The following is a 26430-nucleotide window of genomic DNA, read 5'->3' as shown; positions in this document are numbered from 1 at the left end:
TTGAAATTCAAATTCAACATATTACCCAAAAATCCTAAATGGAGACAAGCCGCTTGGTTTTTCATAGCTGTTTTCATAGGTATGGGAGCGTTTATAGCAAAAGAAGCAGAATTGACTTCGTATTTATCAGATGATCCGCAAGCATGTGTTAATTGTCATGTAATGACACCTGTATATAATAGTTGGATGCACAGTTCGCATCGCGAATGGGCAAACTGTAATGATTGTCATGTTCCGCACAACAATGTATTCAACAAATACTATTTCAAAGCAAAAGATGGATTGTATCATTCCTATGTATTTACATCGCGTACAGAACCCGATGTAATTCACATGAAAGAAGCATCACAAGAAGTTGTACAACAAAACTGTATTCGCTGTCATATACAACAAGTAACACAAACAAAATACGATGGTTGGTTAGACAATCACAGAGAAAATAGAACAGGACGTCAATGTTGGAGTTGTCATAAACAAGTTCCACACGGAAAACTACATGGTATTCTAACCATAAAAACAAATCTAGCGCCTTTACCAACAGATCAAGAAGAAGCAGTAATTCCTGATTGGTTAGCAAAAAAAATAAATGAAGAGTAAATCATAGTATTATGAAGAACAAATTACTATTTGTCATAACCATTATTGCGGTCTTTTTATTAGGACTATTAGCTTCAAGCATTATCAATAGAAAATCTGAAGCAAAATACAAATATGTTCCGCAAGTAGAAATATCTGAAAACGAACCACGAAATGAAGTATGGGGAGAAAATTTTCCCTTAGAATATCAATCTTCATTGCAAACGAAAGATACCACCTTTGTATCTTATCAAGGTGGCGCACGAATGCGAGATGTTTTAGAAGAAGATCCAAATTTGGTCATTCTGTTTGCAGGATATGGTTTTTCTAAAGATTACAATCAAGGTAGAGGTCACTCGTATGCAATCGAAGACATTCACAATACCTTGCGAACAGGCGGACCAAAAGGTGATGGTGACGGACCAATGCCAGCAACATGTTGGACCTGTAAAAGTCCTGATGTGCCTCGTTTAATGAATGAAATTGGAATAGCTGAATTTTACAGCGGAAAATGGGCAGACAAAGGAGCAGAAATTGTAAACCCAATTGGTTGTGCCGATTGTCATGATCCTAATAGTATGAAACTCCGTATTACCAGACCAGCGTTGGTAGAAGCGTTTGATGCGATGGGAAAAGACATCAATCAAGCAACACATAATGAAATGCGTTCGTTGGTTTGTGCGCAATGTCATGTAGAATATTACTTTGATAAAAAAATACCAGGAAAAGAAGGTGTTCCGTATTTAAAATTTCCTTGGAAAGATGGTATGAGTGTAGAAGCCATGGAAGATTATTATGATAATATTGAATTCTCAGATTGGACTCACAAACTGAGTAAAACTCCAATGTTAAAAGCGCAGCATCCAGGATATGAAACATTTGTAACGGGAGTTCATGCCGATCGTGGTGTATCATGTGCCGATTGTCACATGCCGTACAAAAGTGAAGGCGGACAAAAATTTACAGATCATCACATACAATCACCTTTAAACAATACCTCAAATGCATGTCAAGTATGTCATAGAGAAGAATCTGACAAGCTGATCGAAAATGTATATCAAAGACAACGAAAAGCTTCTGAAAACAGGTTAAAACTAGAAGGACTTCTAGTAAAAGCACATTTAGAAGCAAAAAAATGCTGGGATTTAGGCGCTACAGAAGCACAAATGAAACCAATTCTAACAGACATTCGTCATGCACAATGGCGTTGGGATTATTCAGCAGCTTCACACGGAGCTTCTTTCCATTCACCTGTGGAAACTGCTAGAGTTATAGGTAGCGGATTGGTGATTGCACAAGAAGCGCGTGTTAAACTAGCCCGAATGTTGGCTACTTTAGGACACAATGAAGCTATTGCAATGCCAGACATTTCAACAAAAGAAAAAGCACAAGAATTTATTGGTTTAGATATGGAAAAACTGCGTGCAGAAAAAGAAGCATTCAAACAAAACCTATTGCCAAAATGGTTAGAAGAAGCAAAAGCACGTGAAGCAACATACGAAACTAAAAAAGCCGTAACTTCTACAGAAAAATAATAATAAAATCACATATATAAAAGATACCTTCTATGCAAATAGGCAAGGTATCTTTATGTTTATAAAACCATCTAATGAATAGACTTTACCGCTTTTTGGCTTCCCCAATATTAGCTGTTTTATTACTCTTTACTTTTGCAGTAGCAATGGCAGTTGCCACCTTTGTAGAAAATGATTTTGGAACAGCAACTGCTTGGCAACTAATTTATGATGCATGGTGGTTTGAATTGGTCATGCTAGGTTTGGGAATTTGTTTTATCATGAATATTTACAAATACAAACTATGGAGATGGAACAAATGGCCATTACTCATGTTTCATTTGGCGTTTATTGTAATTCTATTAGGTGCAGCAATTACACGTTATACTTCCTATGGCGGAATCATGCGAATTAGAGAAGGAAGTTCGTCCAATACAATTATCTCTGATAGAAACTATCTTCATATACATATAACTGATGGAAATACTACAAAAACCGTTCGCAAAAAGCTAAACTTTACACCTGTTAGCAATAATGATTTTACCGTTACAACGGATTTTAAAGGAAAACCTGTAACCGTATCTTACAACGAATTTGTTGCAGATGCAGTTCCCGAAATAGAAGAAAATACTGAAAACGGAAAACCACTGATTCAAATGGTGGTTTCTGCGGGAAATGGACGTGAAAACATATTCCTAGAAAAAGGAGAAATTGAAAGTATTGGACAACATCAACACAAAATAGGTTTTGAAGTCAATCAACCTGGCGTCATTAATATTATTGAAAAAGATGGCGAACTAAGCATTCTTTCACCAAGAAACTTAAGTTCGTTTATCATGGCTACAGAAACGGCAAGTACAATCAAAAAAGATAGTTTGCATTCTATGAGTCTACGAACATTGTACCGAGATGGAGATGCTTCTTTTGTGCCATTGGCATATTTTCCAAAAGCGGAAATTGTACTTATCAGCGAATCTGAAAAACCAAAAGATAATGACGAACTAAAAGATGATGTACTTATTGTAAATCTGTCAATGAATGATAAGCAAGAAGAAGTTCGTTTACTATACAGACAAGGTTTTTTACCAACGCAGCACGATACAAAAATTGATGATATAACAGTTTCACTTTCCTATGGCGCGGAACCTGTTATGACACCATTTTCAATTCATTTAGACGATTTTCAATTGGAACGTTATCCAGGTTCTACAAGTCCGTCAGCGTATGCGAGTGAAGTAAAAGTGTTAGACAATGACACAGAAATGCCGCATCGTATTTACATGAACAATGTGTTAGATTATAAAGGATATCGTTTCTTTCAAGCAAGTTATGATACCGATGAACTCGGAACGGTGTTGGCGGTAAACTATGATACTATTGGGACAAATGTTACATATTTGGGCTACTTTTTAATGATGATCGGAATGTTTTTTACACTCTTTGGAAAAACATCACGTTTCACACTCATCAATAAAAAATTAAAAAAGCTAAAAAGTCTAACGGCGTTATTGCTACTATTTACACTATCACAAACAAGTAATGCACAGAATGAACGTCCAGAAATTACCATTCAAACCATCAAAAGTCAACGTGTAGATCCGCAACATGCAGAACTATTTGGACGTTTAATGGTACAGGATTTGGATGGACGTATAAAACCACTCAACACACTAGCTTCTGAATTTTTACGGAAACTATCGCGAAAGCCATATTTCAAGTTTACAAAAAATGGAGAAAGTATTCGTTTAACTGCCGATCAAGCATTCTTAGCAATGCAATCTGCTTCAAATGTGTGGCAGTTTATTCCGCTGATAAAAGTTGATCCAATAAAAGGAGGCGAGTTATTTTCAACCTTAAAAATAAGTGAAGATGGTTTGGTTTCGTTTGTTGATTTATTAGACGAAAAAGGAAATTACATCTTAGAAAAAGTTGTAGAAACAGCAAACAAGAAAAAACCTGCGGAACGGAGCGAATTTGACAAAGAAGTTATAAAAGTTGACGAACGTTTCAATATTCTATACAATGTCTTTTCTGGGAACTATCTAAAAGTATTTCCTAATAGCAATGATGAAAACAACAAATGGCACAGTCATACACATCATTTTCAAGATTTCCCTGAAGAAGATGGAAAGTTTGCTCAACAAATTATACCTAATTATTACAAAGATGTAAACGAAAAAAAGTGGGTTGAAGCCAGTGATAAATTAGCGTACATCAAAACGTTTCAAGATGTATTGGGAAAAGAAATCATTCCAAGTCGCAAACGTGTAGAAGCGGAATTATGGTACAATCAACTGAATCTTAACTTTTGGTTATTTCAAGTCTTTTTTACGCTTGGCGCGATATTACTTGTACTATCTATCATAAAAATATTTACACAAAAGAAAATCATAGAAATCATCTGGAATGTGTGCATTATTGTCACATTGCTCAGTTTTATTCTATTCACAGGAAACATCATTCTACGTTGGTATGTGGCACAACATGCACCGTGGAGTAACGGATATGAAATGCTCGTTTTTGTCGCGTGGGTGTTAATGCTCTGTGGTTTAATGACGTTCCGAAAATCTGACTTCTCATTGCCCTTAGCAACCTTATTTTCAGGAGCCTTACTATTTGTGAGTTATCTAGATTGGCTAAGTCCAGAAATCACGAATTTAATGCCTGTATTAAAGTCTTTTTGGCTAAAAGTGCACGTAGCAACCATTGTAAGTAGTTATGCGCCACTCGCATTATCTGGAATTCTAGGTTTTATGGCGTTACTTCTGATTATTATCAGAACAGAAAAAACAAAAAAAGTCATCAATATTCGCATCAAGGAATTAAGTTATATCAATGAAATTTCCATGACTATTGGTTTGTTTGTATTAACCGTTGGAACTTTTTTAGGCGGAATTTGGGCAAACGAATCTTGGGGACGTTATTGGGCTTGGGATCCAAAAGAAACATGGGCTTTAATCAGTATTATAGTCTATGCGATTGTATTACATTTACGATTCATTCCAGCGTTAAAAAGCAGGTATGTATTAAATACGGCAAGTGTATTTGCTTTCGGGTCTATCATTATGACCTCATTTGGAGTAAACTATTACTTATCTGGATTGCACAGTTATGCTGCGGGCGATCCATTACCAATTCCAACATTTATTTATGTATTAATTATCATAGTGGTTTTGGTAAGTTTGTTAGCATATATTCGAAAACGAAATTTTTCATAAAAGGTATAACACAAATAGACTAATAATTACAATATGTCTGTACTACTTATCATATTAATCATCACCATTGCACTTTTTGTTTGGGGGAAATTTACACCAGATATTGTTGCGCTCATGTCAATGTTAAGTTTATTCTTGACAGGAATTTTAGATTTAGATGAAACATTAAGCGGTTTTAGCAATCCGACCGTAATTATGATTGCAGCTTTGTTCATTATTGGCGAAGGACTTTCGCAAACAGGATGGACAGCATTAGCAGGACAGAAATTTGTAAAATGGGCAGGAAAAAGTGTACCAAAACTATTAGTATTGGTCAGTTTGGGTTCGGGAGTATTATCAGGATTTGTAAGTAACACAGGAACTGTTGCTACCTTATTGCCCGTCAGTGTTTCGGCTGCTTGGAGTATTGGAACTGTGCCTTCCAAAATACTAATGCCTGTTGCATTCGGATCAAACACAGGAGGATTACTAACACTCACAGGAACGCCACCAAACATCATTGCCAGTAATGCATTAGCCGAAAATGGATTTGAAGCATTTTCATTCTTCGAATTTGCTTTGATAGGAATTCCGTTATTAATCATTTCCATTCTATATTTCCGCTATGTTGGATTTAGATTACTTCCAAAAAATACCACAGACAATCAACCAATCAACATAGATTCAGAAATGCATCAATGGATTGAAAACTATAGCGTAGGCGATAATTTGTATCGTTTGCGAATTCGTTCCATGTCACCATTAATAAATACCACCATTGGACAATGGGATTTTGAAAAAAACAACAACTTATCCATAGTTCGGTTGCGAAGAAGATTTCCAAATCCGTTAAAAGGAATCAAGCGTTTTGTAGAATTTCCAACCGCAGATACAGAGTTGCGTTACCATGATATCATCACGATAAAAGGAAGCACGGAAGACATTGATAAATTGATTCTAAAATTTCATTTAGGAATTATTCCGTTCAAAAATGACAATGGTGATTTAAAAGAAGAATTCATCAATCAAGAAGTAGGAATGGCAGAAATGATTGTCACACCAAAATCATTATTTCTTGGACATAACATTCCAATGGGATTGTATTTAGAGCAAGCTGGAATTCAACTTTTGGCAGCTTCTCGAAATAATAAACCATTAAAAGACAAAAATGTTGCTGTTAAGGCGGGTGATGCGTTTATCATTCGAGGAACTTGGGAACGTATTGAAGCATTGAAAAATGTATATAAAAACCTCGTAATTTCTGGAAGTCCAGAAAGTATGGCAAAAAACGTAGACAAGCTCACGTATAAGTCGTACATCTCATTAGCTATGCTTTTGCTAATGATTACTTTATTAGTGTTTAAAATTGTCCCAGGTGCTATTGCAGCGATGATTTGCGCAGGTGTTATCTTAATCACAGGTTGCGTGCCAATGGCAAAAGCGTACAAAGGCATTAGTTGGATTAGCGTCATTATGATTGCCGCCATGATTCCGATGGGAATTGCATTGCAAAAAACAGGCGTTGCAGAACTAGCCGCAAATAGTTTAGTTGCAAACTTGGGAAGCATTCATCCAATTGTATTATTAGGTGGAATCTTTTTATTGACTACAGGATTTAGTCAAGCCATAAACAATTCGGCAACAGCTGTATTAATGGCGCCAATTGCGATTCTTGCGGCACAATCGTTGGGAATTTCTCCTGAACCATTTATGATCGTAGTTGCCATAAGTGCATCTACTGCGTTTTTAACACCTGTAGGAACGACCACAAATGCAATGGTGATGGCGGCAGGTGATTATAAGTTTATGGATTATTTAAAAGTTGGAGCACCGTTATTGCTCATATTCTTTATCATATCATTAGTATTAGTGCCATTAATTTGGCCGTTTTAATTTAAAAAAAATAACGATGAACAAAATTTCAATTCAAAACAGTATGCTAAAAATAGTTGCAGTTTGTGTTATTTCTCTTTTCTCATCAATGTATGTAGCAGCACAATCTGAAACAAATAATAGGTTTCGATATATCGAATTAAAAACCAATTACGGTTCTTTTTTGTATTCTGATAATAAATTAGGAAATGCTGGGTTATTAGATCAAAGTTATGGAGGAATTAGCTTAAAATTAGGTTGGACATCTTCTGATCCTGAAGGTTGGGCAAGCAAATACGGATATCCGTCGTACGGAATCGGTTTGTATTCTGGGTTTTTAGGAAATGCAAAAGTATACGGAAATCCGAATGCTATATATGGTTTTATTCGTTTTCCGATAACCGATTCGAGCAGACGAAACGTATTTAGTATTGAGCCTTCTTTGGGATTAACCTATAACTTAAACCCTTTTAACTCGGTTGAAAATCCTTTGAATGATGCCATCGGAGCAAGAATGGCAGTTTATTTTAATCTTGATGTAGGATTTACGTATAAATGGACACGCGAAGTAGATATATTATACGGTGTTGATTTTAGTCACTTTAGTAATGGTTCAACGTTTACACCAAATAATGGTTTAAATTTATATGGAATCAATCTAGGAATACGCTATCACTACAATGCCAATCAATTTAAAACGAATAATGATCCTTACAATAATGAAGAGCTACTTCCTGTACGATTTAAAAGACCTTCAAAAACAACAATAGAACGAAATAGAGAACAAATGATTTCTGTGTATCTCGCAGGAGGCGTTTCGCAACGAGATGAAGATGAAGGAACAAATACCTTATTTGGAACTTTTTCTGCGGTATTCGATTATGAATTCCATTTTAATGAAATGCATGGCGTAAATGCAGGTGTTGACTTCTTTTATGACAACAGATTGCAACAATTTGATACGAGCAATCGCTACCATTATGGAGCACATATTGGATATGATTTTAAATTTTACAAACTCGCTGTGAAGTTTCAATTAGGAACTTATTTGGGCGATGATAAAAATAAAGGTGCTTTTTTCATGCGTCCAGCACTTAGATACAACTTTAATAAATCGGTTTTTGCGCAAGTAGGATTAAAAACCTTAGCAGGCGGATCGGCAGATTATATAGAATACGGAATCGGATTTAAACCATTTAAGTGGTAATTACTAAAATATACTTGACTTATGAATAATGCATTAAAAATAGTTTCTTTAGAAAAAGCAGTTGAAGCCGTAAAATCAGGAGATCGTGTCTTTTTTCAAGGAGCGGCAATGACTCCAAATATATTAATTGATGCATTGTGCAATCGTTACAAGGAAGTAAACAATGTAGAAATTGTACAAATTCATACGGATGGAGAAGCAAAATATATGGAAGCTCCGTATAGCAATTCATTTCGATTGAGTAGCTGTTTTGTAGGTGGAAATGTGCGTAAAGGTGTGAACACAAATAACGGTGATTACATTCCTATTTTTCTAAGTGAAGTACATCAGCTTTTTAGACGAAATATACTTCCGTTAGCTGTTGCTTTTATTCAGGTTTCACCGCCAGACAAACACGGATATTGCTCGTTAGGTGTTTCTGTCGATATTACAATTCCTGCTATTGAACGTGCAAAAATAGTCGTGGCATTAATCAACAAGCAAGTGCCGAGAACGCACGGAGACGGAATTATTCATAGTAGTAATATTGATTTTGCCGTTGAGGTAGATACACCAATTCATCAATCGATAGTAAGTACACCTTCTATCATAGAAGCACAAATTGGGAAACATGTCGCTGCTTTGGTGGAAGATGGCGCAACATTGCAAATGGGCATCGGAAACATTCCGAATGCAGTATTGAATAATTTAACCAATCACAAACGCTTGGGAATACATACCGAAATGTTTTCAGATGGCGTTCTTCCGTTAATTGAACAAGGAATTATTACAGGAGAAGACAAAAAAGTAAAACCTGGAAAAATATTGACCACTTTTGCTGTTGGTTCGCAAAAACTATACGATTATATTGACGACAATCCTGTAGTGCATTTCAAAGAAGCTTCGCATACCAATGATACGTCGATCATAAAACTCAATCCGAAAGTAACGGCTATCAATAGCGCTATCGAAATCGATTTTACAGGACAAATCTGTGCAGATACCATTGGTTCGTATCAATATTCAGGTGTTGGTGGACAAATGGATTTTATTAGAGGTGCTTCACTTTCCAAAGGCGGAAAAGCGATTATCGCTATGCCATCTACCACAAACAAAGGCGTTTCTAAAATTGTTCCGTATTTAAAACATGGCGCAGGTGTAACGACGACACGCGCACATGTACATTATGTAGCCACAGAATATGGCGTTGTCGATTTGTTTGGAAAAAGTTTAAAACAACGCGCCAAAGCCTTACTTAATTTGGCACATCCTGATCATAGAGAGGAATTAGACAGAGAAATGCACAAGCGTTTTAAGTTGTTATAGTATGTGTTTGATAATAAGTCCTAAAATCTTACTTTTTACTTTGATTTCACATGAAATTCATTTAGTTTTCCTTTTTCCTAAATTTAGATATCGAAATGGAATAAATCCTTGTTATATTTAGGTTGTGCATAATACGTAAAAAGTTCACTGCAAAATTATAGATTTGAAATAATGGACACAGCAATTTGGATTTTTCAAATAATATTGAGTATAGGATTTTTAATTTTCCTAGCATATCTATGGGGGCTTTTTACCGATTGGCTTGCAAAAAAGTCGAATAGTAACATTTCATATAAAGGACAAATAATCTCAAGACCTGACGACCACGATAGAAATATGAAATCTATTGCAGACGCTAAACAAAAACTAATTACCAATTCAAAAAAATTGATTGAGAAAATCAAATCGAATTCTGTAGAAAAAATTACAGCTGCCGAAAAAATCAAAGCTCTAAAAGATTTAGAGGAGTTGAAAAATCAGAACGCAATAACTATTGAGGAATACAATTCTTTGAAGTCAGATTTACTTTAATTAAAATAGAAAATTTAATGAGAATAAACGTACTAAATGATATAAATTCAGAGATATTTTCTGTATTGCTTGAAATTAGAGAAGTTAATGGAGAAGTAATTTACAAAGTGACATTTGACGATATAAGAATGCGAGAAAAATATGGAACCTTTGAAATCGTAAAAGGATTAGATTTTTGGAAATTACCAATGACAAATGACAGGAGTTTAATTTCTATGTCAAGTGAAATTATTTATGGAATAATGGAATTGGAAAGCAACCAATAAAATTAAAACATAAAAACTAACTGGAGAAACTTCTAATCACTTTAAACCAACTTGATAAAATAAAAAGCATTTTTATCAATAACTAAAAAAACACCAATGGATTTAGTCGTAGGAATAGATATAGGAGGCACTAAAACGAAAATTGGACTTGTAAACCAACAAGGTGATAATGTCGCTCAGAACTTTTTTAGAACAAAAGAGTATCCTGAGTTGCAAGATTATCTAGCTAAAATTGCGACATCCATACAAGAACTCACAGCAACTATTAATGCATCTCACAATTTAATTGGGATCGGAATTGGCGCACCGAATGCTTCTAGTGTAAAAGGAACGATTGAAAATGCAGCCAATTTACCTTGGAAAGGAAGTGTTCCGTTTATTGAGGAATTGCAAAAACACATCGCATTGCCTATAAAATTGATGAATGATGCCAGTGCAGCCGCATTGGGCGAAATGCTTTTTGGTGCCGCAAAAGGAATGACTGATTTTATGGTGATTACTTTAGGTACAGGTTTGGGTTCAGGAATTGTGGCAAACGGACAATTGATTCAAGGCTATGATGGTTTTGCAGGCGAACTAGGACATTTTGATCTTACATTTGGTGATGGAAGACTCACAGGACTTGGCGTAGATGGCGGATTGGAAGCCTATGTTTCGGCAACAGGATTAAAACGAACCATCATGTATATGTTGAGCATGCACATGGATCAAAGCAGGTTTAGAGATATTGCATACAGTGATTTGCATGGAGAAGAAATAACACAAGCTGCGGAAGAAGGTGATCCAATTGCTATCAAAGCGTTTGATTATACAAGCAAAATTTTAGGACATGCCTTGGCAAATTTTGTTACGTTTACACAACCAGAAGCAATCTTTCTTTTAGGTGGTTTAACCAGTAGTGGAAAATGGATTTTTGACACGACAAAACACTATATGGAAAACCATTTGCTCGATGTTTACAAAGGAAAAGTAAAATTACTACCGTCTGGAATGCATGGAAAAAACGCCGCCATACTTGGTGCCGCTTCCTTGATATGGAATGAAGTGAAATAATTGTGATGCTTTCTAAGGAAGAAGGTAAGCAGCTGAAATTTAGTGTTTTACAAGTTACATGAATATACCTTATCTTTAAAATATGAAACTTCTCAAAACCATTTTAATCAGTACGATTGTTTGTATGTGTGTAACACAAAATTGTTTTGCGCAAGACACAGATACTTCCGTTCCTAAAAACTTTATCAGCTTAGATCCGTTTCTTCCTATTTTTGGAACCTATCAACTTTTGTATGAGCGCGGAATTGGCAAGAACATTTCGGCGGCTGTTTCGCTTGGTTATAAAGGTTCGTCAGGGTTATTTGAAGTCGCGAATGTAGATTTTGATCGTTTTGAATCGAATACCTTGAATTTTAACGGGTATAAAGTAGTTCCTGAATTCCGATGGTATTTTCAAAAAAGTAAAATGGGTTTTAATGGTTTGTATGCAGGTGCGTATTTTAAATACCAAGACGCAAGTGCGGATTTAGGTGGACAATATACTTCGCGCGATGCTATTGACAGTAACATTTTGATAGATGCAAGATTACAATCGGTAGTCTTTGGATTTCAACTAGGTTACAAATGGCAACTACAAAGCGGATTCTTTATAGATTTAATTTTCGCAGGACCAGGATTTAGTAGCAATACCATTACGCTTACAGAAATAACGCCTGTACCAGAAGCTTTTTATGATGACTTATCAGAATCATTACAAGACATTGGGATCATTGACTTTATTGACCCAGATTTTAGAGTAAATGGAAATCAAAAAACCAAAATTACATTGCCCGCTTGGCGCTATGGAATTAAGATTGGCTATGCTTTTTAGGGTTAAAATTCACTAATAATAAAAGAGTTTTTATTTTCATTAAAGAAAAAATATACTTTATAAATCTTATAATACTTAATGTGAGTTCGACGTAAAAAGTTTAGTTTGATACTTTTCTTTTCCGCAGTATAGCAGGGATTTTTCATTAAAAATTTTTGAAGCCTTGGAAAAAATTTAGAAAAATTCATGCGGTTTTAGTTTTTTCCAGAAAGAAAAACTAAAAATACCTCTGGAAAAGTTCCCTTTCTTTTGTTTCTTTTCTTTGGGAAAGCAAAGAAAATGAAAAGCTGAAAATGTGGTTTATAACAGAGAGCTTCTAAACTTAAATTGTAAATATAAATTGAATCAGTTATATTGAACTGACGTTATTTAGCTAATTAAGGTTTCCTAAAATGTAAAATCGAGCACAGTCGAGATTCAATAAAAATGATTATTTTCTTTAGCTTCTCGACTGCGCTGGAAGTGACAATTACTTGTTTAAGTACGTTAACAGTTGTTTTTATTTATGTAGGACTTAGGTTGAAAACCTAAATTTTAAATTATTAAACCTCTAAGGCACAACCACTTCATCCTTCAAAATTTGTCCGACCATTTGACTACAAAATTTATTAGCCGCAGATTGTAATGAATACGGATCAACTAACGAAGATTCTCCTGTCCAAACCCAAGTATCTTTGTCAACGGTCAGTTCACCTTTAAGGTTGTACAAAACAGCTTCAATCACATACGATTGCGTAGGTACATAATAACCAGGTTCTCTTACCGTTACATAACGTCTGTAAATGTATTTTCCAACTCTGTAATAACCAGCAGGCACCGAATATGTTCTGCCTGGCGTATAGCGATGACTGTCTTTTTCATCAATCAAACTCATGGTAATGACACCATCTAAGTTGTTATCTTTTATAATTTGGATAAAGTTTTCAGGCGTTTGTGCTTCTTTAGGCATATTCTGAGGAAACATACTAATTCCGCTCACGGCATTAATTCCATTTGCTTTCAACAATTCCACCGCTTTATTTTCAAAAGCCAAGCGCGCATTCAAATCATTACTAATTCCAATAACGACAATTTTTTTATAGCTTTTATCTGTATATCCGTCTTTTGTATAACTTGTAGACAATAGCGGAGAACAACTCACTAAAAAACAGGAGATCAATACTATCAATAATCCAACTTTCTTGTTCATAATAAAGGGGTTTTAATATAAATAATAGTATTTTTAAATACTTATATAAAGATACGAATTAATTCCTCAATATTAGTATGAAAAAAGTCGTCTTATTAGCACTTCTAAGCGTATTTCTGTTAGCACCATTACGTGCACAAGACTTATCAAAAGTATATGAAAAAGTAAGTCCAGCAGTGGTGGCAATTTTGACCAAAGAGAACACCATTGTTACCAATGCAAATAATGTTTCTGAATCCGTTGCAACGGGCGGTTTGGGTTCTGGATTTATGGTTTCCGATCGTTTGATAGTAACTGCTGCACATGTGGTAAGAGTTCCTGAAAGTATCATGGTTCAGTTTTCCGATGGCGAAGTAATTGCAGGAACTGTGCTGACTTCTTATGAAAGTGCTGATATTGCTTTAATTGGTTTGTCGCGACCTAAAAAGAACGCTACCATTGTTACTTTTGCTGATTCTGACAAAGTAAAAATTGGAGAGCAAGTTTTTGTCATTGGTGTACCGCTTGGTGTCGGATTTTCATTGTCTTCAGGCTATGTAAGCGCTTTTAAACGACAACCCTACGGAAAAAACCCGTTTGTATCTTCAGAATTTATTCAAACAGATGCAGCCATCAATCAAGGGAATTCTGGCGGACCAATGTTTAATATGAAAGGCGAAGTGATTGGTGTTGTAAGTCATATCAAATCGAAATCTGGTGGTTCTGACGGCATCGGATATGCAACAAGTTCCAACTTAGCCACAAAGCTACTTTTAAATAATACAATGCCTTGGTTTGGTGCTGAATTCTTTTCATTATCAGGAAAATATGCCAAATTGTTCAATCTGCCACAAGCAAACGGATTGTTAGTTCAGCGTGTGGCTACGAATTCTATTTTTGGAAGAATGGGCGTGCATGAAGGTGATACAGAAGTGATGATTGGAAAGCAAAGATTAATTATGGGCGGCGATATTATATTAGCGTTCAACGGAATTACGTATGACATTACAGATGAAGCACTGATCAAGTTAGCAGCCTTTGCCAACAGTCTGGCTAAGAATCCATCATTTGAAATAAAAGTATTACGTCAGGGGAAAATCATCACGCTAAAATCAAAATAATCATTTAGATATTTTAGCAACTGACAATTAATTTATGTAAATTTCGTTCTTAATAGAATTTACTAAACAAAAACTCAAATTACCAACTACATTATGAAGAAGATTATCCTTCCTGTTGATTTCTCAAAGCATTCGGAATATGCTTTAGAAACAGCTGCCGCACTTGCTAAAAAGCACAATTCTCAATTGATTGTTATGAATATGTTAGAGTTGTCTGAATCGATTGTTTCTAATTCAAGTTCTGATAGACAAAATGAGATGTTGTTCAATTTAGCATTAGCAAATAAAGAATTTGAATCGTTCTTAGATAAAGAGTATTTAGAAGGTTTAGATGTGGTACCAATGATTAAGCACCACAAAGTACTGAAAGAAGTAGATGCAGTTGCAAAGTCTGAAGGTGCTGATTTAATTATTATGGGATCGCGTGGACACAGTAACCACGATGGAATATTTACAGGATCGAATACAGAAAAAGTAGTTCGTTTTAGTGAAACTCCAGTACTCGTAGTAAAAGGAAAAAATACAGACATTAATTTTGACAATGTAGTGTTGGCTACTGATTTTTCAGAAGAGAGCATTCCTGCATTTCAAAAAGCAGCTGGCTTATTAGGAGAATTGGCAAGCAATGTTTCTTTATTACATGTAAATGTACCAAGTAATAAATTTAGAAGTTCGGAAGAGATTGAAGAAAAAGCGGCAAACTTTTTGGCAAAAGCGAATGCTGAAAACTGGAAAGATAAAGTGAATTATGTAGCGGATTATACCGTAGAAGACGGAATCTTAAATCATTCCAGAAGATCGGGAGCAAAAGCAATTGCCATGACAACACACGGACGTAAAGGATTGAGTCATTTCTTTGGTGGAAGTGTGACAGAAGATTTGGCAAATCATGCAAAATTGCCTGTACTGACCGTTAAAATGTAATTTTAAAAAATATATACCTCATAAAAAGACCTAACGAATTCTGTTAGGTCTTTTTTTATATACAATTGTAAGATTGTTAAGTATTCATATTTTTGATCGCTTCTTTGTAAGCTGCCAAATCTGTTCCATCTCTAAATAAAGTTAGCGATTTAGCAACAATATACTGTACATTACTAGGATTGAATCCCATAGCTTTCGCCATACGTTCGAGCCACATTGATTGGTTTTTTCCTTCAATGTCTTTATCCTCATAAATGACTTGTACAACTTTGTAAAAATTTTCTAAACGTTCGTTATAGGTATATGGCGCTTCAATAGCTTGATCCATATAATTATCACTAATAATTTTATATTCTGCATCAGAAATTCCAAGTTTGGTTGCTAAGTATTTCAAAAAAACTTTTTCATCTTCTGTAGTGTCTCCATCTCTAAAAGTAATTTTCATTATCGCTGAAAAAGCATCGTGATATTGACTGCGCGAATGGGCATTTTGTGAACTCATAAACTATAGTTTTAGTAGTATTCAATTGATGATACAAGATAATTAATAAACTGCTACAATCATAATTATTGTAACATAATAATCGTTAATTTGAAACGAAAGAAGTATGCTGATTTAGGTATAAATCACTATCTTATTTTCCTGAAAATGAAAACCATTTTATGAAACTGAATTACAAATATTCAAGTGTTTTAAAAAGTTATGTAATCGGGTGGTTTGTGGCAAGTATTATTTGGCTTTTGGTTTCTAACACTAACAAAGGAAAAATTACCTTTATAGAAACTAGCTATGCTAATGAATTGATTATTTTCTTGGTCACATGGTTGTTACAAGCATTTGTATACGGCTTTTTGCAAATAATAATCAATAAATTTGTAAAGAATAGAGTACCATTTTTCAAACTACAAATCTACTCTTTGTTACTGCAATTGATTACCGCCATTTTTATCGTTATTAGTGTATTTGTCATTTTTAAAAGTGCAAACATCTTAGAAGAAGGCACAGATATCCTTACTTTTTTAAATGATTTGGATGGATTGTGGGTTGTCTTTGTATTTGCTTTGATTGTCAATTTTACTATAAATACAGTTGATTATATTGACTTGGTTTTGGGAAAGGGAAATCTTTTAAAAATGATTAAAGGAACATTTTACGCACCGCGCGAAGATGAAAAAATATTCATGTTTTTAGATTTAAGAAGTTCTACTACCTACGCAGAGAAATTAGGTCATGTATTGTATAGTAAACTGATACAAGATTGTTTTGATGATTTGGCAGTTGTGAATGCATATGAAGCTGAAATTTACCAATATGTAGGAGATGAGTCAGTGTTAACATGGTCTCCCAAAGATGGTTTGAAAAACAACAATTGCATTCGTGCTTTTTTCGCTTTTAAAGATGCCATACATAAACGAGCATCGTATTATATGGATACGTACGGCGTATTGCCCGAATTTAAAGCAGGACTCAATACAGGCGTTGTCATGGTGGCAGAAGTTGGAAAGTTAAAACGTGAAATTGCGTATCACGGAGATACCATCAATACCGCAGCACGATTGGAAGGTGAATGCAATCGTTTAAAAGCCGAAATGGTGATTTCTGAACATCTAAAAAATGCACTCAAATTAGATTCAGATTTTAGCGCGCAGTTTGAAGACGAAATTATTTTGAAAGGAAAAAATGTTGCTTTGAAAGTGTATTCTGTGGAGCGGATAAGTTAGCAAAAGGAAACAAATTAGGGAGAATTCTGTAAGGTTTTCAGATTACTCACAGAAATAGCAATTGGCTATACACCTCATAAATTAGTATTTTATTTTTTTTAATATATCATCTAAATTAGGTATGTCAAAAAAATCTCGAACAAAGTTTGATGTATTTCTATCTTTATGAATTTCTTGATTGAACCATCGTGTTTTTAACTCAGATATAGGGTATTTTAAGTGAACTTTTTTCTTTACTAGTAATTCTTTAGTGACATCAATACTATCTTTATTCATACAATATGCTAACCAGTCATTCGGTAATTCGAAACCATAATTAAGAAGGTTAATTGTTATTTCCACTTTATTATAGCGAATGGCTTTCCAAATAGGATTTTCACCTATTTTAGGTTCGTTGATTAAATATTTAATAATATTCCAATTTTCATTTATTGTTGCCTCCTCTAAAGCAAATCCTATCATTTTTTTTGAATCGACAAAATTATCTTTAAGCATATTTAGGTCGCCCTTTATTGCTCCAGATATCATCTTATTTTTCTTTTTGCGACTTACAATGAGCCTAAATGAATTCTCTTTGTTTTCTATTTTGTAAGAAAAAAGGCTGTTTTCATTTTCCGAGAAGTATAAATCAGTTTCAATTTCAATAAATTCACCATCAGAATATGAAATGCTATTCGCATTAGTAGGTGATTTTTCAATTTCTCCAAATTCAAATGAGTACATTTTTTCTAAAGCTTTGTTTTTTGTCTCAAATTCTTGATTAAAAATATCTCTCATTTTTATTTAGTATTGTTATCTTAAATTATAAACAAAGGTTTTATACAACGTGTTAGCTATAGTTTTTTTCGATTTTTTCTACAAAGTAATGTATCAATTTTACCGAATGAAGTATTAAAATAATATCTTTCTTCACCTTCAATAATTGAGATTTTAAATTCGGTTTGATGCAATTGAAGTCCACCACCTGTTTGAGTTTGCCTAGAAACTGGATTATCTAGCAATTCTTCCAATTCTAAGGATGAAGGTTCAGATAACTTAAAGTTTTTCTTTAAAGTAGAGCAATAACCATAAGTTGTATTTTTCTTTATAGGAAAAACATAATTGTAAGCATCCACATTTTTTAGACTGTTATAGTTGATTTTTGTTGATGGAAATTTAATTCCATCAATATTTTCATTTCGAGCAACATATTCGAGCAACATTTGCGGAATGATATATTCAGGTTTGAAATTTCCTTTTCTATCATAAACCTTTATTGAACAAGCTATTGATATTGGAAAATAGATAAAAAATTGAAGAATAAAAAAAGTTGTAAAAGTAGGGTTACTATCGAACTTCTCAATTAATTTAAATAAGTCTCCTATTCGAAGTATTTGAATGATATTCAATTTTTCCGTGTTTTCAAATACCGAAAAAAATAAATTTTTAAAATTTGGTCTATCAAACTCTTCCCAACAAGTGTAAGAGTTGGTTCCCAAGTATAGAGCGGGTGTTCCTGGGATGCTGTATCTAGTTGTAGATACTTTTGTTCTTTTTTCAAAGGGAATATGAAATAAATCTTTTTTATCAAACTGTTCTTCAGATTTTAATCGTGCTCTGAAGAATAAATTATTTTCAGGTGTCGTTTCTTCTAATCTTATTTGCTCATAATTGATTTGATTTAACGATTCATTGAAAATTTTACTTGCTTCATATGGTTTTCCTTCTAGATATTTATCTACTGTATTAAGCAATCCTTTATTTAACCCTTCTATTTTTGGAGAGATTTCTGAAATATTAATTTTATTAAATGTAATTCCTTTGCCTTTTGTCAAAGGCACAATCTCTTTATTAAAAAACGATAAGTAATCTTTTAGTTTTTGCTCAAGTAATTCCCTGAAATTCCCACTTTCATTATTTATAGGGATTTTTAAAACTTCTATTTCCTTTTCAAATAGTGTTTCAATCTCTTTAAAAAATAATTCAGATGGTTTTTTCATTTGTTTGTGCTAATTGATTTATATATTTTCCAACAATAATAGAGGTAATGATCACAAGGTAAATTTGTCCAATTAATCCAATTAAAATCGTTGCTTTTCGAGCAATGGCAGTTACAGGAACAATATCTCCATATCCAATGGTTAACAAGGTAATATAACTAAAATACATTAATTGTTCTAGCAATGTGTCGCCATGAGAAGCATCTAAGATTCCTTTGAATGAACTCGGATCAATCATTTGTATGGAAATAAAGATACAGGTTTTTTATCTTCTCATACTTCAAAAGAGGTGTTAAGAAGGCATTATATTAATGAAAATCTAGTATTGAAAGCTATGAGACATGTTGAAATATTTAAGAAAAGATAGTAATCCCGAGGTCTTACCTTAAAGCTCTCTCTTGTAAAAGCTTGATTAAGTGATTTGTAGAATGAGTAAAAAAGAACAAAACAATACTCCTAAACGTACTGGAGTATTGAAAATGAAGCTGTTAAAAATGAAATAACCCACTCAATATGAGTGGGTTATGTAGTAGCGAGATCGGGAATTGAACCCGAGACCTCCGGGTTATGAATTCGGTGACAATTGGTCTCTATTGTTGCTAAATGATTTGTAATCAGCTGTTTTTGTTGGGATTGCGCGTAGTTGAGATTCAATAAAAACTGCTAAAAACAGCAAAATGTTTTAGGTATGTTTTAGGTAAAATGAAAATTCAGCCGTATCTTTAATATAAATAATGACTATGTTATGGCTTCGATAAAGATACTGCTTTGGAAACATGATAAGAAGAAAAACAATACATTTCCTTTGGCAATTCGTATTACAAAAAACAGAAAAACGCGCTATGTGTTTACAGGCGAATATATAAAGGAAAAAGATTGGAATGAAAAAGAAGGATTGGTTAAAAAATCCCATCCCAATTCCGCGCGGCTGAATAACTTCTTACAGAAAAAACTAAGCGAAGCGCATAGTATCGCTTTAGATGTCGAAACCACCGATAAAAGTAAAACCGTTAAATCCATTAAGAAGAAGATCGTCAATGATAATAATGCGGATTTTTTCGCTATTGCTGATATATACCTCAAAAACTTAGAAGAACGTAAAAAGTTCAATCAAAGCAATAATGATAATGGGCGATTGGAAATTTTTAAAACCTATCTTGGTAAAGAACATCTTGATTTTATGGACTTGGATGTGACGTTATTGGATAAGTTTAAAACCTATTTGATTTATAAGCTAAAACGTTCCGAGCGCACAGTAGCTAATTATATGATCTTAATTCGTACGATTTATAATATGGCGATTGCACAGGGTATTACGGATAAAAATAATTACCCGTTTGGGCGTGGTAAATATCAAATCAAAATCCCAGAGAGTGAAAAGATCGGCTTAAACAGAGAAGAAATTCAACTTTTAGAGAATGTTGACAATATTACACCTGCGCAACAACACGCTTTGAATGTTTGGTTGTTCAGCTTTTATTTTGCAGGGATAAGAGTGGGGGATGTGCTGAAACTCAAATGGTCTGATTTTAAAGATAACCGTTTGTATTACCGTATGGGTAAGAATAAAAAACTGGTTTCTTTAAAAGTACCACAAAAGGCACAAGCGATTTTAGATATTTATATCAAGGATAAAAAGAAAAAAACAGACTTTGTTTTTCCGAACTTAAAAGGTGTGAATTTAAAAGATGAAAAAGCACTTGGCATCCGTATTAAAACCATTACGCGTAATTTGAACCGCCGTTTAGCTATGGTGGCTGAAACACTAGAGATTGATAAAAAGCTTTCTATGCATATTGCGCGCCATAGCTTTGGCAATATTGCAGGCGATACGATTCCAATACAGATGTTACAAAAGCTCTATCGACATTCATCCATTACCACGACCATCAATTATCAGCAAAATTTTATGCATAAAGAAACCGATGATGCCCTCGATAAAGTGATTGGGTTTTGATTATTTAAAGTGGTTGTTTAACCAATGTCATATTTTTTGGAATTTGATACGGTGGGGGTGTTGGTGAACCTTGCCAAACATCGCGTTGCCAAATGATCGTTGGCATTTGCCCAATACTCGTTACGGGTACGTATTCCAATTTAAGGCGTTTATAGCGTGATTTATAAGCAACTCCTGGTTCATGATATGACATCTTAATTTTGTTAGTATCATTAGGCTCGCTAAAGAAACCACCGAAAAAAGTTAACGAATTAATTTCTTGATATGTGTTATAGATTTCCACGCCATTTTTGATGTATTTGAATTTGCTTTCTAATCTATCTTCAGAATAACTTCCTCTGTTTTTATCAGCAATTAGATAAAAAGTTATTTGAAACGTTTCAGTGGATGTCTCATATTTCCATGTTCCTGTAAATTTAGCTAAAGCACCATTGACATCTTTGTAATAATAAGTTACGCCATCTTCTTCTTGAAACCCCTTTTCATTTTCAATAGGGACAATTGTTTGTGCTGTTCCACAACTTGTTAATCCCAATAAAGTAAGTATTAATAGATATTTTTTCATGTCTTTTATTTTATAATCTTTTCCAACGTGTAATTTGTCCATCTATGATGACAGCTTGATAAATCCGAATGCCAAGTGTTTGATTGCCTAATTCTTTATGTTTGTCTTTTAAAAACTCAATAAATTCTCTAACAAGACATTCATTATCATTACCACATTTATCTAAAACTCTATCACTAAATGAATCAGTAAAATCATCCCAATTTTGAGTAGGGTTATATTCTGGATCATCTCCTAAAGCGGTAAAAGCTTCATCCATCTTTTCATCATCCCCAACAGCCAGAGCGTAAATACCTGTTTCACTGGCAAGCATGGCGACAATATCATCATCATTATTGTCTGGGATATTCTCATCTGTATCTTTTCTAAATTTACGAAACTTCAAGAATTTATGAATATCAATCTTTGAAAATATCGGAGAAATCTCTTTAAGAACTGGAGCATCTCCGCTGTAATCCCAAGCTTTTTGTTGGTGCATGTGTAAAGATACAACTTCACCTATTTTAAATTCAGGAATAAATTCTGTACCTGCTTCAATTAAAACATCAGGTGGACGATCAGTATATTGACCATCAGCTTCTCTTTTATACATCGCTCCATCTTCAAGATGATAATTGGGATCGAAAATCTTCTGTCCTAATTCAGATAGTTTATTTTTGATTTTAGTCGTATTGCTATATTCTAAAAGTTTACTTTTAATATTTGCATCACGTAAGTCAAAAACAGGCACAGTTTCTATTGGATCATCTGGGTTGGTATCATCGGGATTATCGCCACCGCCACCTCCTGCTGTGCCATCACTTCCATCACCTCCACTTGGTGCGCTTCCGCCTGTACAACTCCAAATACTCACAGTTTGCCAATCACAAGTATTCGTAGGCATTGTACAATAGTTTAAATTAGCACAAGGACATTGCTCGCCCCATTGATGACGTTCAGGTCCAGTGCATCGTGTTGTTTCACAAATATATTGTTGCTCTGTGCCAACCAGTTCAGGTGTGCCGTCCAAACATGGACGCGGTTGTCCAATACCACTTTTTTGAAGAAGTGTATTACCATTAACGGCTTCCATGACTGAATTTGTATAATCTAGACCATTTGCAAGGCGTGGATATTTAATCAAGAATTGATAACTGTCTCCATTATCAAATTCAAGGAGCATATAATTAATGAGATAATTATTTTGTTCGACATGTCCAATAACAGGTGTGGTATATTGTGTATAGGTATTGCGCTCTATAATTTGTATTTTGTTTAAATCTAAAGAATAAGGTGCGCCATCATTATTTTTAGCAATATGCGATGATTGATTCAGCTTTTGATACACGCTTGGATATGTGGCGCGTAAATGTTCGCCAGACTCCATTTTAATAATAAAACTGGCATCTTGCGATTTTATTTGTTCATCAATGCGTACAGCATCATCATGCTGACATGCAATAACGGCAATGAGTGCAATAAAGATGATAAAGGGAAAAACTTTCATAATATATTTCATAAATAACTTTTGTTTTAAATTGTAAAAGTTAGGCTTTAGGGAGAAATAAATTCTTTAGCTAATATAGTCAAAAACGTCTTTGTGAGAGAAAATATTTTATAAGAGTAAAATTTTTCTCATAAACATATTTTTTTATAAGACTTTCTGTGCGTATTTAGATTGTTTGTTTTGTGTCATAGTTTCTTCATGACAAAAGAATTTCACACGAATATCAGCCAAATCACCTTGCAATATCAGCGCAAAGTTAAGGCGAATGAGCGCCCCAAAATAAGTAGTGCTTTACGCGCTTATCAATTATTCCGTGCTAATTGGGATGATATGACCATTAACTTGTTTGAAGAATTTAAAATCTTGCTTCTTGATCGCAATAATCAATGTATGGGTATTGTGCCGATTGCTAAGGGTGGTGTTTCTGGTGTTACTGTTGATCCAAAGTTGATTTTTGCCTCTGCGCTCAAAGCACGTGCTTGTGGAATTATTTTAGGTCATAACCATCCATCGGGTGGATTAAAGGCAAGTTCAGCGGATAAAGCCATTACGCGAAAAATTGTCCAAGGCGCGCATTATCTCGATATCAGTATTTTGGATCATTTGATTGTCACGGATGATGAATATTACTCTATGGCTGATGACAATTTAGTGTCATTTACTCTCTAAAAAAACTTTTTGTTTATAGTGATTGTGACGTTTAGAATGCCTAATTTAGATTCAAATAATCAAAAATCATAAACATATAAGAGCAAAGTCTTAGTGTAAAAATATTATACAAATTTAAGCATTAGCTACAAATTTCGTTCAAACCCGAAAACTGGTAATTTTCTCTGATCCGAACGAAAGGCATGTAGACTAATGCCCATGTCTTAGGCGTGGGCTTAGTTGTTGTCTTTGGATCACGGTATACCAGTACCACGGGTTTAGGGCACACTAAGTTTCACGCTATTTTTTTTAAAGCCATGGAAACACCTAAAACCACAATTCGCTCCCCGTAGTCGCTTCTAAGCCGCCCTTTGATGCGTTCCCCTAAACCTTCAACTCAAAATAATTTCTAACAACTTAAAACGTATCAAATAATGAAATCATACACATATTTAAAACTCTTTTTTATCAGTTCATTGTCATTTATTCTCATGGCAGGGTCATGTAGTAATGATGATGACGATATTACACCTGAAACTGAAACTTTTATGCCTGTGACCATAAATCTTGATGGTCTTGGTATAGATGTCGATGATACATCATTTACTACACAAGGATTTGATTTTACGGTTTTTAGGGTAAGGTCAACGGATGCTTACATTAATAATGGAATTCTTCTAGCTTTTCCACAAGATGGAAACCCAAGTACTATGGAACTTGATTTAAGTGATGTTAGCGGGATTTCAAAGATTACAATTCCTCTTTTTAATAATTGCGCTAACGGTTGTACAGTTATTCAAGTTCTTAATAATAATGAGGTTATACAACTACTCAATACAAATGATGTAATACCACAAGGAGAAGCACAAGCTATTATTAATCTTTCTCCAAACCAAGCGATTACACGTTTAAAAATGTCATCTTTTGAAACAACTTTTTACTCTATAACAATTGAATAAATCACGTAACTTATGAAAGCAAAAACGATATTTTTAATCTTTCTCACTTTCTTGATGCTTGGATGTACAAGTGAAGATGAAACAAATAATAATGATGAAAATCCAACAACACAAAATCCAAGTAATGAGAATTATTCAGCCGACGGCATTACAAGAGAATTCTCTTTGGAGGGTATTTATATTACCCGTGAAGATATCAAAACTGATAATCCAACAGTTGATCGACTTATTCGCTCTAGTGTTAATTATTATTACAATAATAACCTTGTAAGCCAAGATGCTGTATTTGTTTCAGTGGCAGGACAAGTCATGAACCAAGACAAAGACGTATTCGACTTACCCCATGTTACGAATTTTGGATATAATGTTGTTACATTTATTTATGGCGATGAGATTACCAATTCTCAATTAACACCCAATGCAATATTGAGAAGAATTGAGTCTGTTGTTTATAGTACAGCACCAGGCAATCAAGGAACGGATATCAACGGACAAAATGTTTCTAAATTAACAAACGGAAAATTTAAAATCATTGCGAATTCAACAACTGAGGTTCTAGGAATTAATAGTCAAAGTGATAAAGTTGAAGAAGTTACCTATACAGTTTCACCTAACGATTTTCCAAGATTACAAGATGGTGTTTTGAGTGGTTTAAATGTTAATGCGCCAGCTGTTTTAATTGACGTTTTTAATCCCACTGCAGCAGTTCAAGATATCCCTATTTTTATTATTGAGCTAAGTAACGCCAACCCTAATTTACCTGATAGTAACCCTGACCTTACGGGACAGCAAATGTATTTTACTCGCTTCCTCAATAATTGAACATGAAAAACCTGCCACATGCGCAGGTTTTTTTATACTTTTTCTGACAATTTATTTGTATCTTTTTTCTTTGTTTTAAAAACGAAGTATATGGAAGTTATTTGTTTAGAAGAAGATGCGTTTTATAAGCTCTTTGATCGCGTCACCGCCTATATTGACCAAAAATACCAAGAAGATTCTTGGGTTTGGGTGGATGGTAATGAAGCAATGAAACTCTTGAATATTGCTTCAAAAACGACACTACAGAAACTCCGTGATGAGGGAAAAATTCGTTTTTCGCAACCGCAACCGCGCGTCATACTTTATGATAAAAATTCGATTAATGAATATCTCAATACGAACGCACGCGAAACTTTTTAAGCTATGGAAGATTATACAACTGTCGATAAAGAATATCTCAAAGCCTTTAATCAAGGTTATATTATAGCCCAAGAAACAGGCTTAAAAGCTGATACATTGGATAAAATGAAGCCAGAAAAATTGCAAAAGCTGAATATCAATTCAACACGCCTTAATGTCGTCAAATTAGGCATGAAACAATATGAAACGGATAAGCTCCAAGAAAAAACCAAACAAAAAGACCAAGCCTTAGAACAAAAGCGTGATGATCGCTCCAAAGATCGTTCACGTTAAATCTCACTCTTTATTTTTACACTGTTTTCTGTGCGTAGTGTCATCAACACCTTTTCGTTATTCCTTGTCGTGTTCTTTAGGGAATGTCACTTAAAAGCAGATTTTATCGCGCCA

At 34.2% G+C, this 26430-nt stretch carries 26 protein-coding genes; 19 read left to right on the top strand and 7 right to left on the bottom strand.

What is annotated here, in order from left to right; translation table 11 throughout:
• From nrfH to Q0845_RS06935, 10 genes are all read left to right on the top strand, one after another.
• On the top strand, positions 1 to 597 hold the full coding sequence (nrfH, locus tag Q0845_RS06980; RefSeq protein WP_298511116.1) for a cytochrome c nitrite reductase small subunit: 597 nt from the start codon (positions 1 to 3) through the stop codon (positions 595 to 597).
• Positions 598 to 608: 11 nt separating this feature from the next.
• Positions 609 to 2111: an ammonia-forming cytochrome c nitrite reductase gene (nrfA, locus tag Q0845_RS06975; protein ID WP_298511114.1), complete on the top strand. Its 1503-nt coding sequence runs from the start codon at positions 609 to 611 to the stop codon at positions 2109 to 2111.
• 74 nt (positions 2112 to 2185) lie between these two features.
• Entirely contained in the window at positions 2186 to 5308 is a 3123-nt protein-coding gene (ccsA, locus tag Q0845_RS06970; RefSeq protein ID WP_298511112.1) for a cytochrome c biogenesis protein CcsA, read from the top strand.
• A 33-nt stretch (positions 5309 to 5341) separates the two neighbouring features.
• Positions 5342 to 7180: an SLC13 family permease gene (locus Q0845_RS06965; protein WP_298511110.1), complete on the top strand. Its 1839-nt coding sequence runs from the start codon at positions 5342 to 5344 to the stop codon at positions 7178 to 7180.
• A 16-nt stretch (positions 7181 to 7196) separates the two neighbouring features.
• The gene (locus Q0845_RS06960; protein WP_298511108.1) at positions 7197 to 8366 is read left to right on the top strand and encodes an acyloxyacyl hydrolase; all 1170 of its coding nucleotides are present in this window, start codon (positions 7197 to 7199) and stop codon (positions 8364 to 8366) included.
• A gap of 21 nt (positions 8367 to 8387) precedes the next feature.
• Positions 8388 to 9671 carry an acetyl-CoA hydrolase/transferase C-terminal domain-containing protein gene (locus tag Q0845_RS06955; RefSeq protein WP_298511106.1) on the top strand — a complete coding sequence of 428 codons (1284 nt, stop codon included), beginning with the start codon at positions 8388 to 8390 and terminating at the stop codon, positions 9669 to 9671.
• A gap of 171 nt (positions 9672 to 9842) precedes the next feature.
• Positions 9843 to 10202, top strand: a complete 360-nt coding sequence (locus Q0845_RS06950; RefSeq protein ID WP_298511104.1) for a hypothetical protein — start codon at positions 9843 to 9845, stop codon at positions 10200 to 10202.
• A gap of 17 nt (positions 10203 to 10219) precedes the next feature.
• Positions 10220 to 10468: a hypothetical protein gene (locus tag Q0845_RS06945; protein ID WP_298511102.1), complete on the top strand. Its 249-nt coding sequence runs from the start codon at positions 10220 to 10222 to the stop codon at positions 10466 to 10468.
• A 96-nt stretch (positions 10469 to 10564) separates the two neighbouring features.
• Positions 10565 to 11521, top strand: a complete 957-nt coding sequence (locus Q0845_RS06940; protein ID WP_298511100.1) for an ROK family protein — start codon at positions 10565 to 10567, stop codon at positions 11519 to 11521.
• An 82-nt stretch (positions 11522 to 11603) separates the two neighbouring features.
• A complete protein-coding gene (locus Q0845_RS06935) occupies positions 11604 to 12332 on the top strand; it encodes a hypothetical protein (protein WP_298511098.1) in 729 nt (242 codons plus the stop codon).
• A 550-nt stretch (positions 12333 to 12882) separates the two neighbouring features.
• Here the strand turns inward: Q0845_RS06935 and Q0845_RS06930 are convergent.
• Positions 12883 to 13521, bottom strand: coding sequence for a hypothetical protein (locus tag Q0845_RS06930; protein WP_298511096.1), 639 nt, complete (start codon positions 13519 to 13521; stop codon positions 12883 to 12885).
• Between the two features lie 77 nt (positions 13522 to 13598).
• On the opposite strand from Q0845_RS06930, the gene Q0845_RS06925 reads away from it, so the two are divergent.
• Both Q0845_RS06925 and Q0845_RS06920 read left to right on the top strand, forming a co-directional pair.
• Positions 13599 to 14621: a trypsin-like peptidase domain-containing protein gene (locus Q0845_RS06925; protein WP_298511094.1), complete on the top strand. Its 1023-nt coding sequence runs from the start codon at positions 13599 to 13601 to the stop codon at positions 14619 to 14621.
• A gap of 93 nt (positions 14622 to 14714) precedes the next feature.
• Positions 14715 to 15545, top strand: coding sequence for a universal stress protein (locus Q0845_RS06920; RefSeq protein ID WP_298511091.1), 831 nt, complete (start codon positions 14715 to 14717; stop codon positions 15543 to 15545).
• Positions 15546 to 15621: 76 nt separating this feature from the next.
• On the opposite strand, the gene Q0845_RS06915 is transcribed toward Q0845_RS06920, so the two are convergent.
• The gene (locus Q0845_RS06915; RefSeq protein ID WP_298511090.1) at positions 15622 to 16047 is read right to left on the bottom strand and encodes a TerB family tellurite resistance protein; all 426 of its coding nucleotides are present in this window, start codon (positions 16045 to 16047) and stop codon (positions 15622 to 15624) included.
• Positions 16048 to 16208: 161 nt separating this feature from the next.
• Between Q0845_RS06915 and Q0845_RS06910 the strand changes: the two genes are divergently transcribed.
• Positions 16209 to 17267 (top strand): adenylate/guanylate cyclase domain-containing protein, encoded by a 1059-nt coding sequence (locus Q0845_RS06910; protein ID WP_298511088.1) that lies wholly within the window; start codon positions 16209 to 16211, stop codon positions 17265 to 17267.
• 81 nt (positions 17268 to 17348) lie between these two features.
• On the opposite strand, the gene Q0845_RS06905 is transcribed toward Q0845_RS06910, so the two are convergent.
• From Q0845_RS06905 to Q0845_RS06895, 3 genes are read right to left on the bottom strand one after another with little or no spacing between them, the layout of a single operon-like run.
• Positions 17349 to 18044, bottom strand: a complete 696-nt coding sequence (locus Q0845_RS06905) for a hypothetical protein (RefSeq protein WP_298511085.1) — start codon at positions 18042 to 18044, stop codon at positions 17349 to 17351.
• Positions 18045 to 18100: 56 nt separating this feature from the next.
• Positions 18101 to 19246: a hypothetical protein gene (locus Q0845_RS06900; protein WP_298511083.1), complete on the bottom strand. Its 1146-nt coding sequence runs from the start codon at positions 19244 to 19246 to the stop codon at positions 18101 to 18103.
• Positions 19230 to 19484, bottom strand: a complete 255-nt coding sequence (locus tag Q0845_RS06895) for a potassium channel family protein (protein ID WP_298511081.1) — start codon at positions 19482 to 19484, stop codon at positions 19230 to 19232. The genes Q0845_RS06900 and Q0845_RS06895 overlap by 17 nt, the downstream gene beginning before the upstream one ends.
• A gap of 507 nt (positions 19485 to 19991) precedes the next feature.
• On the opposite strand from Q0845_RS06895, the gene Q0845_RS06890 reads away from it, so the two are divergent.
• Positions 19992 to 21203 (top strand): site-specific integrase, encoded by a 1212-nt coding sequence (locus Q0845_RS06890; RefSeq protein ID WP_298511079.1) that lies wholly within the window; start codon positions 19992 to 19994, stop codon positions 21201 to 21203.
• A 4-nt stretch (positions 21204 to 21207) separates the two neighbouring features.
• Here Q0845_RS06890 and Q0845_RS06885 read toward each other — a convergent pair whose 3' ends face one another.
• Both Q0845_RS06885 and Q0845_RS06880 read right to left on the bottom strand, forming a co-directional pair.
• Positions 21208 to 21768 carry a DUF6705 family protein gene (locus Q0845_RS06885; RefSeq protein ID WP_298511077.1) on the bottom strand — a complete coding sequence of 187 codons (561 nt, stop codon included), beginning with the start codon at positions 21766 to 21768 and terminating at the stop codon, positions 21208 to 21210.
• 10 nt (positions 21769 to 21778) lie between these two features.
• Entirely contained in the window at positions 21779 to 23266 is a 1488-nt protein-coding gene (locus Q0845_RS06880) for a hypothetical protein (protein ID WP_298511075.1), read from the bottom strand.
• A 186-nt stretch (positions 23267 to 23452) separates the two neighbouring features.
• On the opposite strand from Q0845_RS06880, the gene Q0845_RS06875 reads away from it, so the two are divergent.
• From Q0845_RS06875 to Q0845_RS06855, 5 genes are all read left to right on the top strand, one after another.
• A complete protein-coding gene (locus Q0845_RS06875; protein ID WP_298511073.1) occupies positions 23453 to 23923 on the top strand; it encodes a JAB domain-containing protein in 471 nt (156 codons plus the stop codon).
• 413 nt (positions 23924 to 24336) lie between these two features.
• The gene (locus Q0845_RS06870; RefSeq protein ID WP_298511071.1) at positions 24337 to 24861 is read left to right on the top strand and encodes a hypothetical protein; all 525 of its coding nucleotides are present in this window, start codon (positions 24337 to 24339) and stop codon (positions 24859 to 24861) included.
• Positions 24862 to 24873: 12 nt separating this feature from the next.
• Entirely contained in the window at positions 24874 to 25683 is an 810-nt protein-coding gene (locus Q0845_RS06865) for a hypothetical protein (protein WP_298511069.1), read from the top strand.
• A gap of 90 nt (positions 25684 to 25773) precedes the next feature.
• A complete protein-coding gene (locus tag Q0845_RS06860) occupies positions 25774 to 26043 on the top strand; it encodes a helix-turn-helix domain-containing protein (RefSeq protein ID WP_298511067.1) in 270 nt (89 codons plus the stop codon).
• 3 nt (positions 26044 to 26046) lie between these two features.
• Positions 26047 to 26316 (top strand): hypothetical protein, encoded by a 270-nt coding sequence (locus Q0845_RS06855; RefSeq protein ID WP_298511065.1) that lies wholly within the window; start codon positions 26047 to 26049, stop codon positions 26314 to 26316.
• Positions 26317 to 26430: the final 114 nt, after the last annotated feature.

Source organism: uncultured Kordia sp., assembly GCF_947489565.1.
Taxonomy (GTDB): domain Bacteria; phylum Bacteroidota; class Bacteroidia; order Flavobacteriales; family Flavobacteriaceae; genus Kordia.
Note: the sequence above shows the minus strand (reverse complement) of the source record. Positions and strands in the feature narration are given on the sequence as shown.

Excerpts from the sequence above, each read along its gene's own strand:
- nrfA (WP_298511114.1), top strand. The coding sequence starts at position 609 with ATGAAGAACAAATTACTATTTGTCATAACCATTATTGCGGTCTTTTTA.
- ccsA (WP_298511112.1), top strand. The coding sequence starts at position 2,186 with ATGAATAGACTTTACCGCTTTTTGGCTTCCCCAATATTAGCTGTTTTA.
- Q0845_RS06965 (WP_298511110.1), top strand. The coding sequence starts at position 5,342 with ATGTCTGTACTACTTATCATATTAATCATCACCATTGCACTTTTTGTT.
- Q0845_RS06960 (WP_298511108.1), top strand. The coding sequence starts at position 7,197 with ATGAACAAAATTTCAATTCAAAACAGTATGCTAAAAATAGTTGCAGTT.
- Q0845_RS06955 (WP_298511106.1), top strand. The coding sequence starts at position 8,388 with ATGAATAATGCATTAAAAATAGTTTCTTTAGAAAAAGCAGTTGAAGCC.
- Q0845_RS06950 (WP_298511104.1), top strand. The coding sequence starts at position 9,843 with ATGGACACAGCAATTTGGATTTTTCAAATAATATTGAGTATAGGATTT.
- Q0845_RS06945 (WP_298511102.1), top strand. The coding sequence starts at position 10,220 with ATGAGAATAAACGTACTAAATGATATAAATTCAGAGATATTTTCTGTA.
- Q0845_RS06940 (WP_298511100.1), top strand. The coding sequence starts at position 10,565 with ATGGATTTAGTCGTAGGAATAGATATAGGAGGCACTAAAACGAAAATT.
- Q0845_RS06935 (WP_298511098.1), top strand. The coding sequence starts at position 11,604 with ATGAAACTTCTCAAAACCATTTTAATCAGTACGATTGTTTGTATGTGT.
- Q0845_RS06930 (WP_298511096.1), bottom strand. The coding sequence starts at position 13,521 with ATGAACAAGAAAGTTGGATTATTGATAGTATTGATCTCCTGTTTTTTA.
- Q0845_RS06925 (WP_298511094.1), top strand. The coding sequence starts at position 13,599 with ATGAAAAAAGTCGTCTTATTAGCACTTCTAAGCGTATTTCTGTTAGCA.
- Q0845_RS06920 (WP_298511091.1), top strand. The coding sequence starts at position 14,715 with ATGAAGAAGATTATCCTTCCTGTTGATTTCTCAAAGCATTCGGAATAT.
- Q0845_RS06915 (WP_298511090.1), bottom strand. The coding sequence starts at position 16,047 with ATGAGTTCACAAAATGCCCATTCGCGCAGTCAATATCACGATGCTTTT.
- Q0845_RS06910 (WP_298511088.1), top strand. The coding sequence starts at position 16,209 with ATGAAACTGAATTACAAATATTCAAGTGTTTTAAAAAGTTATGTAATC.
- Q0845_RS06905 (WP_298511085.1), bottom strand. The coding sequence starts at position 18,044 with ATGAGAGATATTTTTAATCAAGAATTTGAGACAAAAAACAAAGCTTTA.
- Q0845_RS06900 (WP_298511083.1), bottom strand. The coding sequence starts at position 19,246 with ATGAAAAAACCATCTGAATTATTTTTTAAAGAGATTGAAACACTATTT.
- Q0845_RS06895 (WP_298511081.1), bottom strand. The coding sequence starts at position 19,484 with ATGATTGATCCGAGTTCATTCAAAGGAATCTTAGATGCTTCTCATGGC.
- Q0845_RS06890 (WP_298511079.1), top strand. The coding sequence starts at position 19,992 with ATGGCTTCGATAAAGATACTGCTTTGGAAACATGATAAGAAGAAAAAC.
- Q0845_RS06885 (WP_298511077.1), bottom strand. The coding sequence starts at position 21,768 with ATGAAAAAATATCTATTAATACTTACTTTATTGGGATTAACAAGTTGT.
- Q0845_RS06880 (WP_298511075.1), bottom strand. The coding sequence starts at position 23,266 with ATGAAATATATTATGAAAGTTTTTCCCTTTATCATCTTTATTGCACTC.
- Q0845_RS06875 (WP_298511073.1), top strand. The coding sequence starts at position 23,453 with ATGACAAAAGAATTTCACACGAATATCAGCCAAATCACCTTGCAATAT.
- Q0845_RS06870 (WP_298511071.1), top strand. The coding sequence starts at position 24,337 with ATGAAATCATACACATATTTAAAACTCTTTTTTATCAGTTCATTGTCA.
- Q0845_RS06865 (WP_298511069.1), top strand. The coding sequence starts at position 24,874 with ATGAAAGCAAAAACGATATTTTTAATCTTTCTCACTTTCTTGATGCTT.
- Q0845_RS06860 (WP_298511067.1), top strand. The coding sequence starts at position 25,774 with ATGGAAGTTATTTGTTTAGAAGAAGATGCGTTTTATAAGCTCTTTGAT.
- Q0845_RS06855 (WP_298511065.1), top strand. The coding sequence starts at position 26,047 with ATGGAAGATTATACAACTGTCGATAAAGAATATCTCAAAGCCTTTAAT.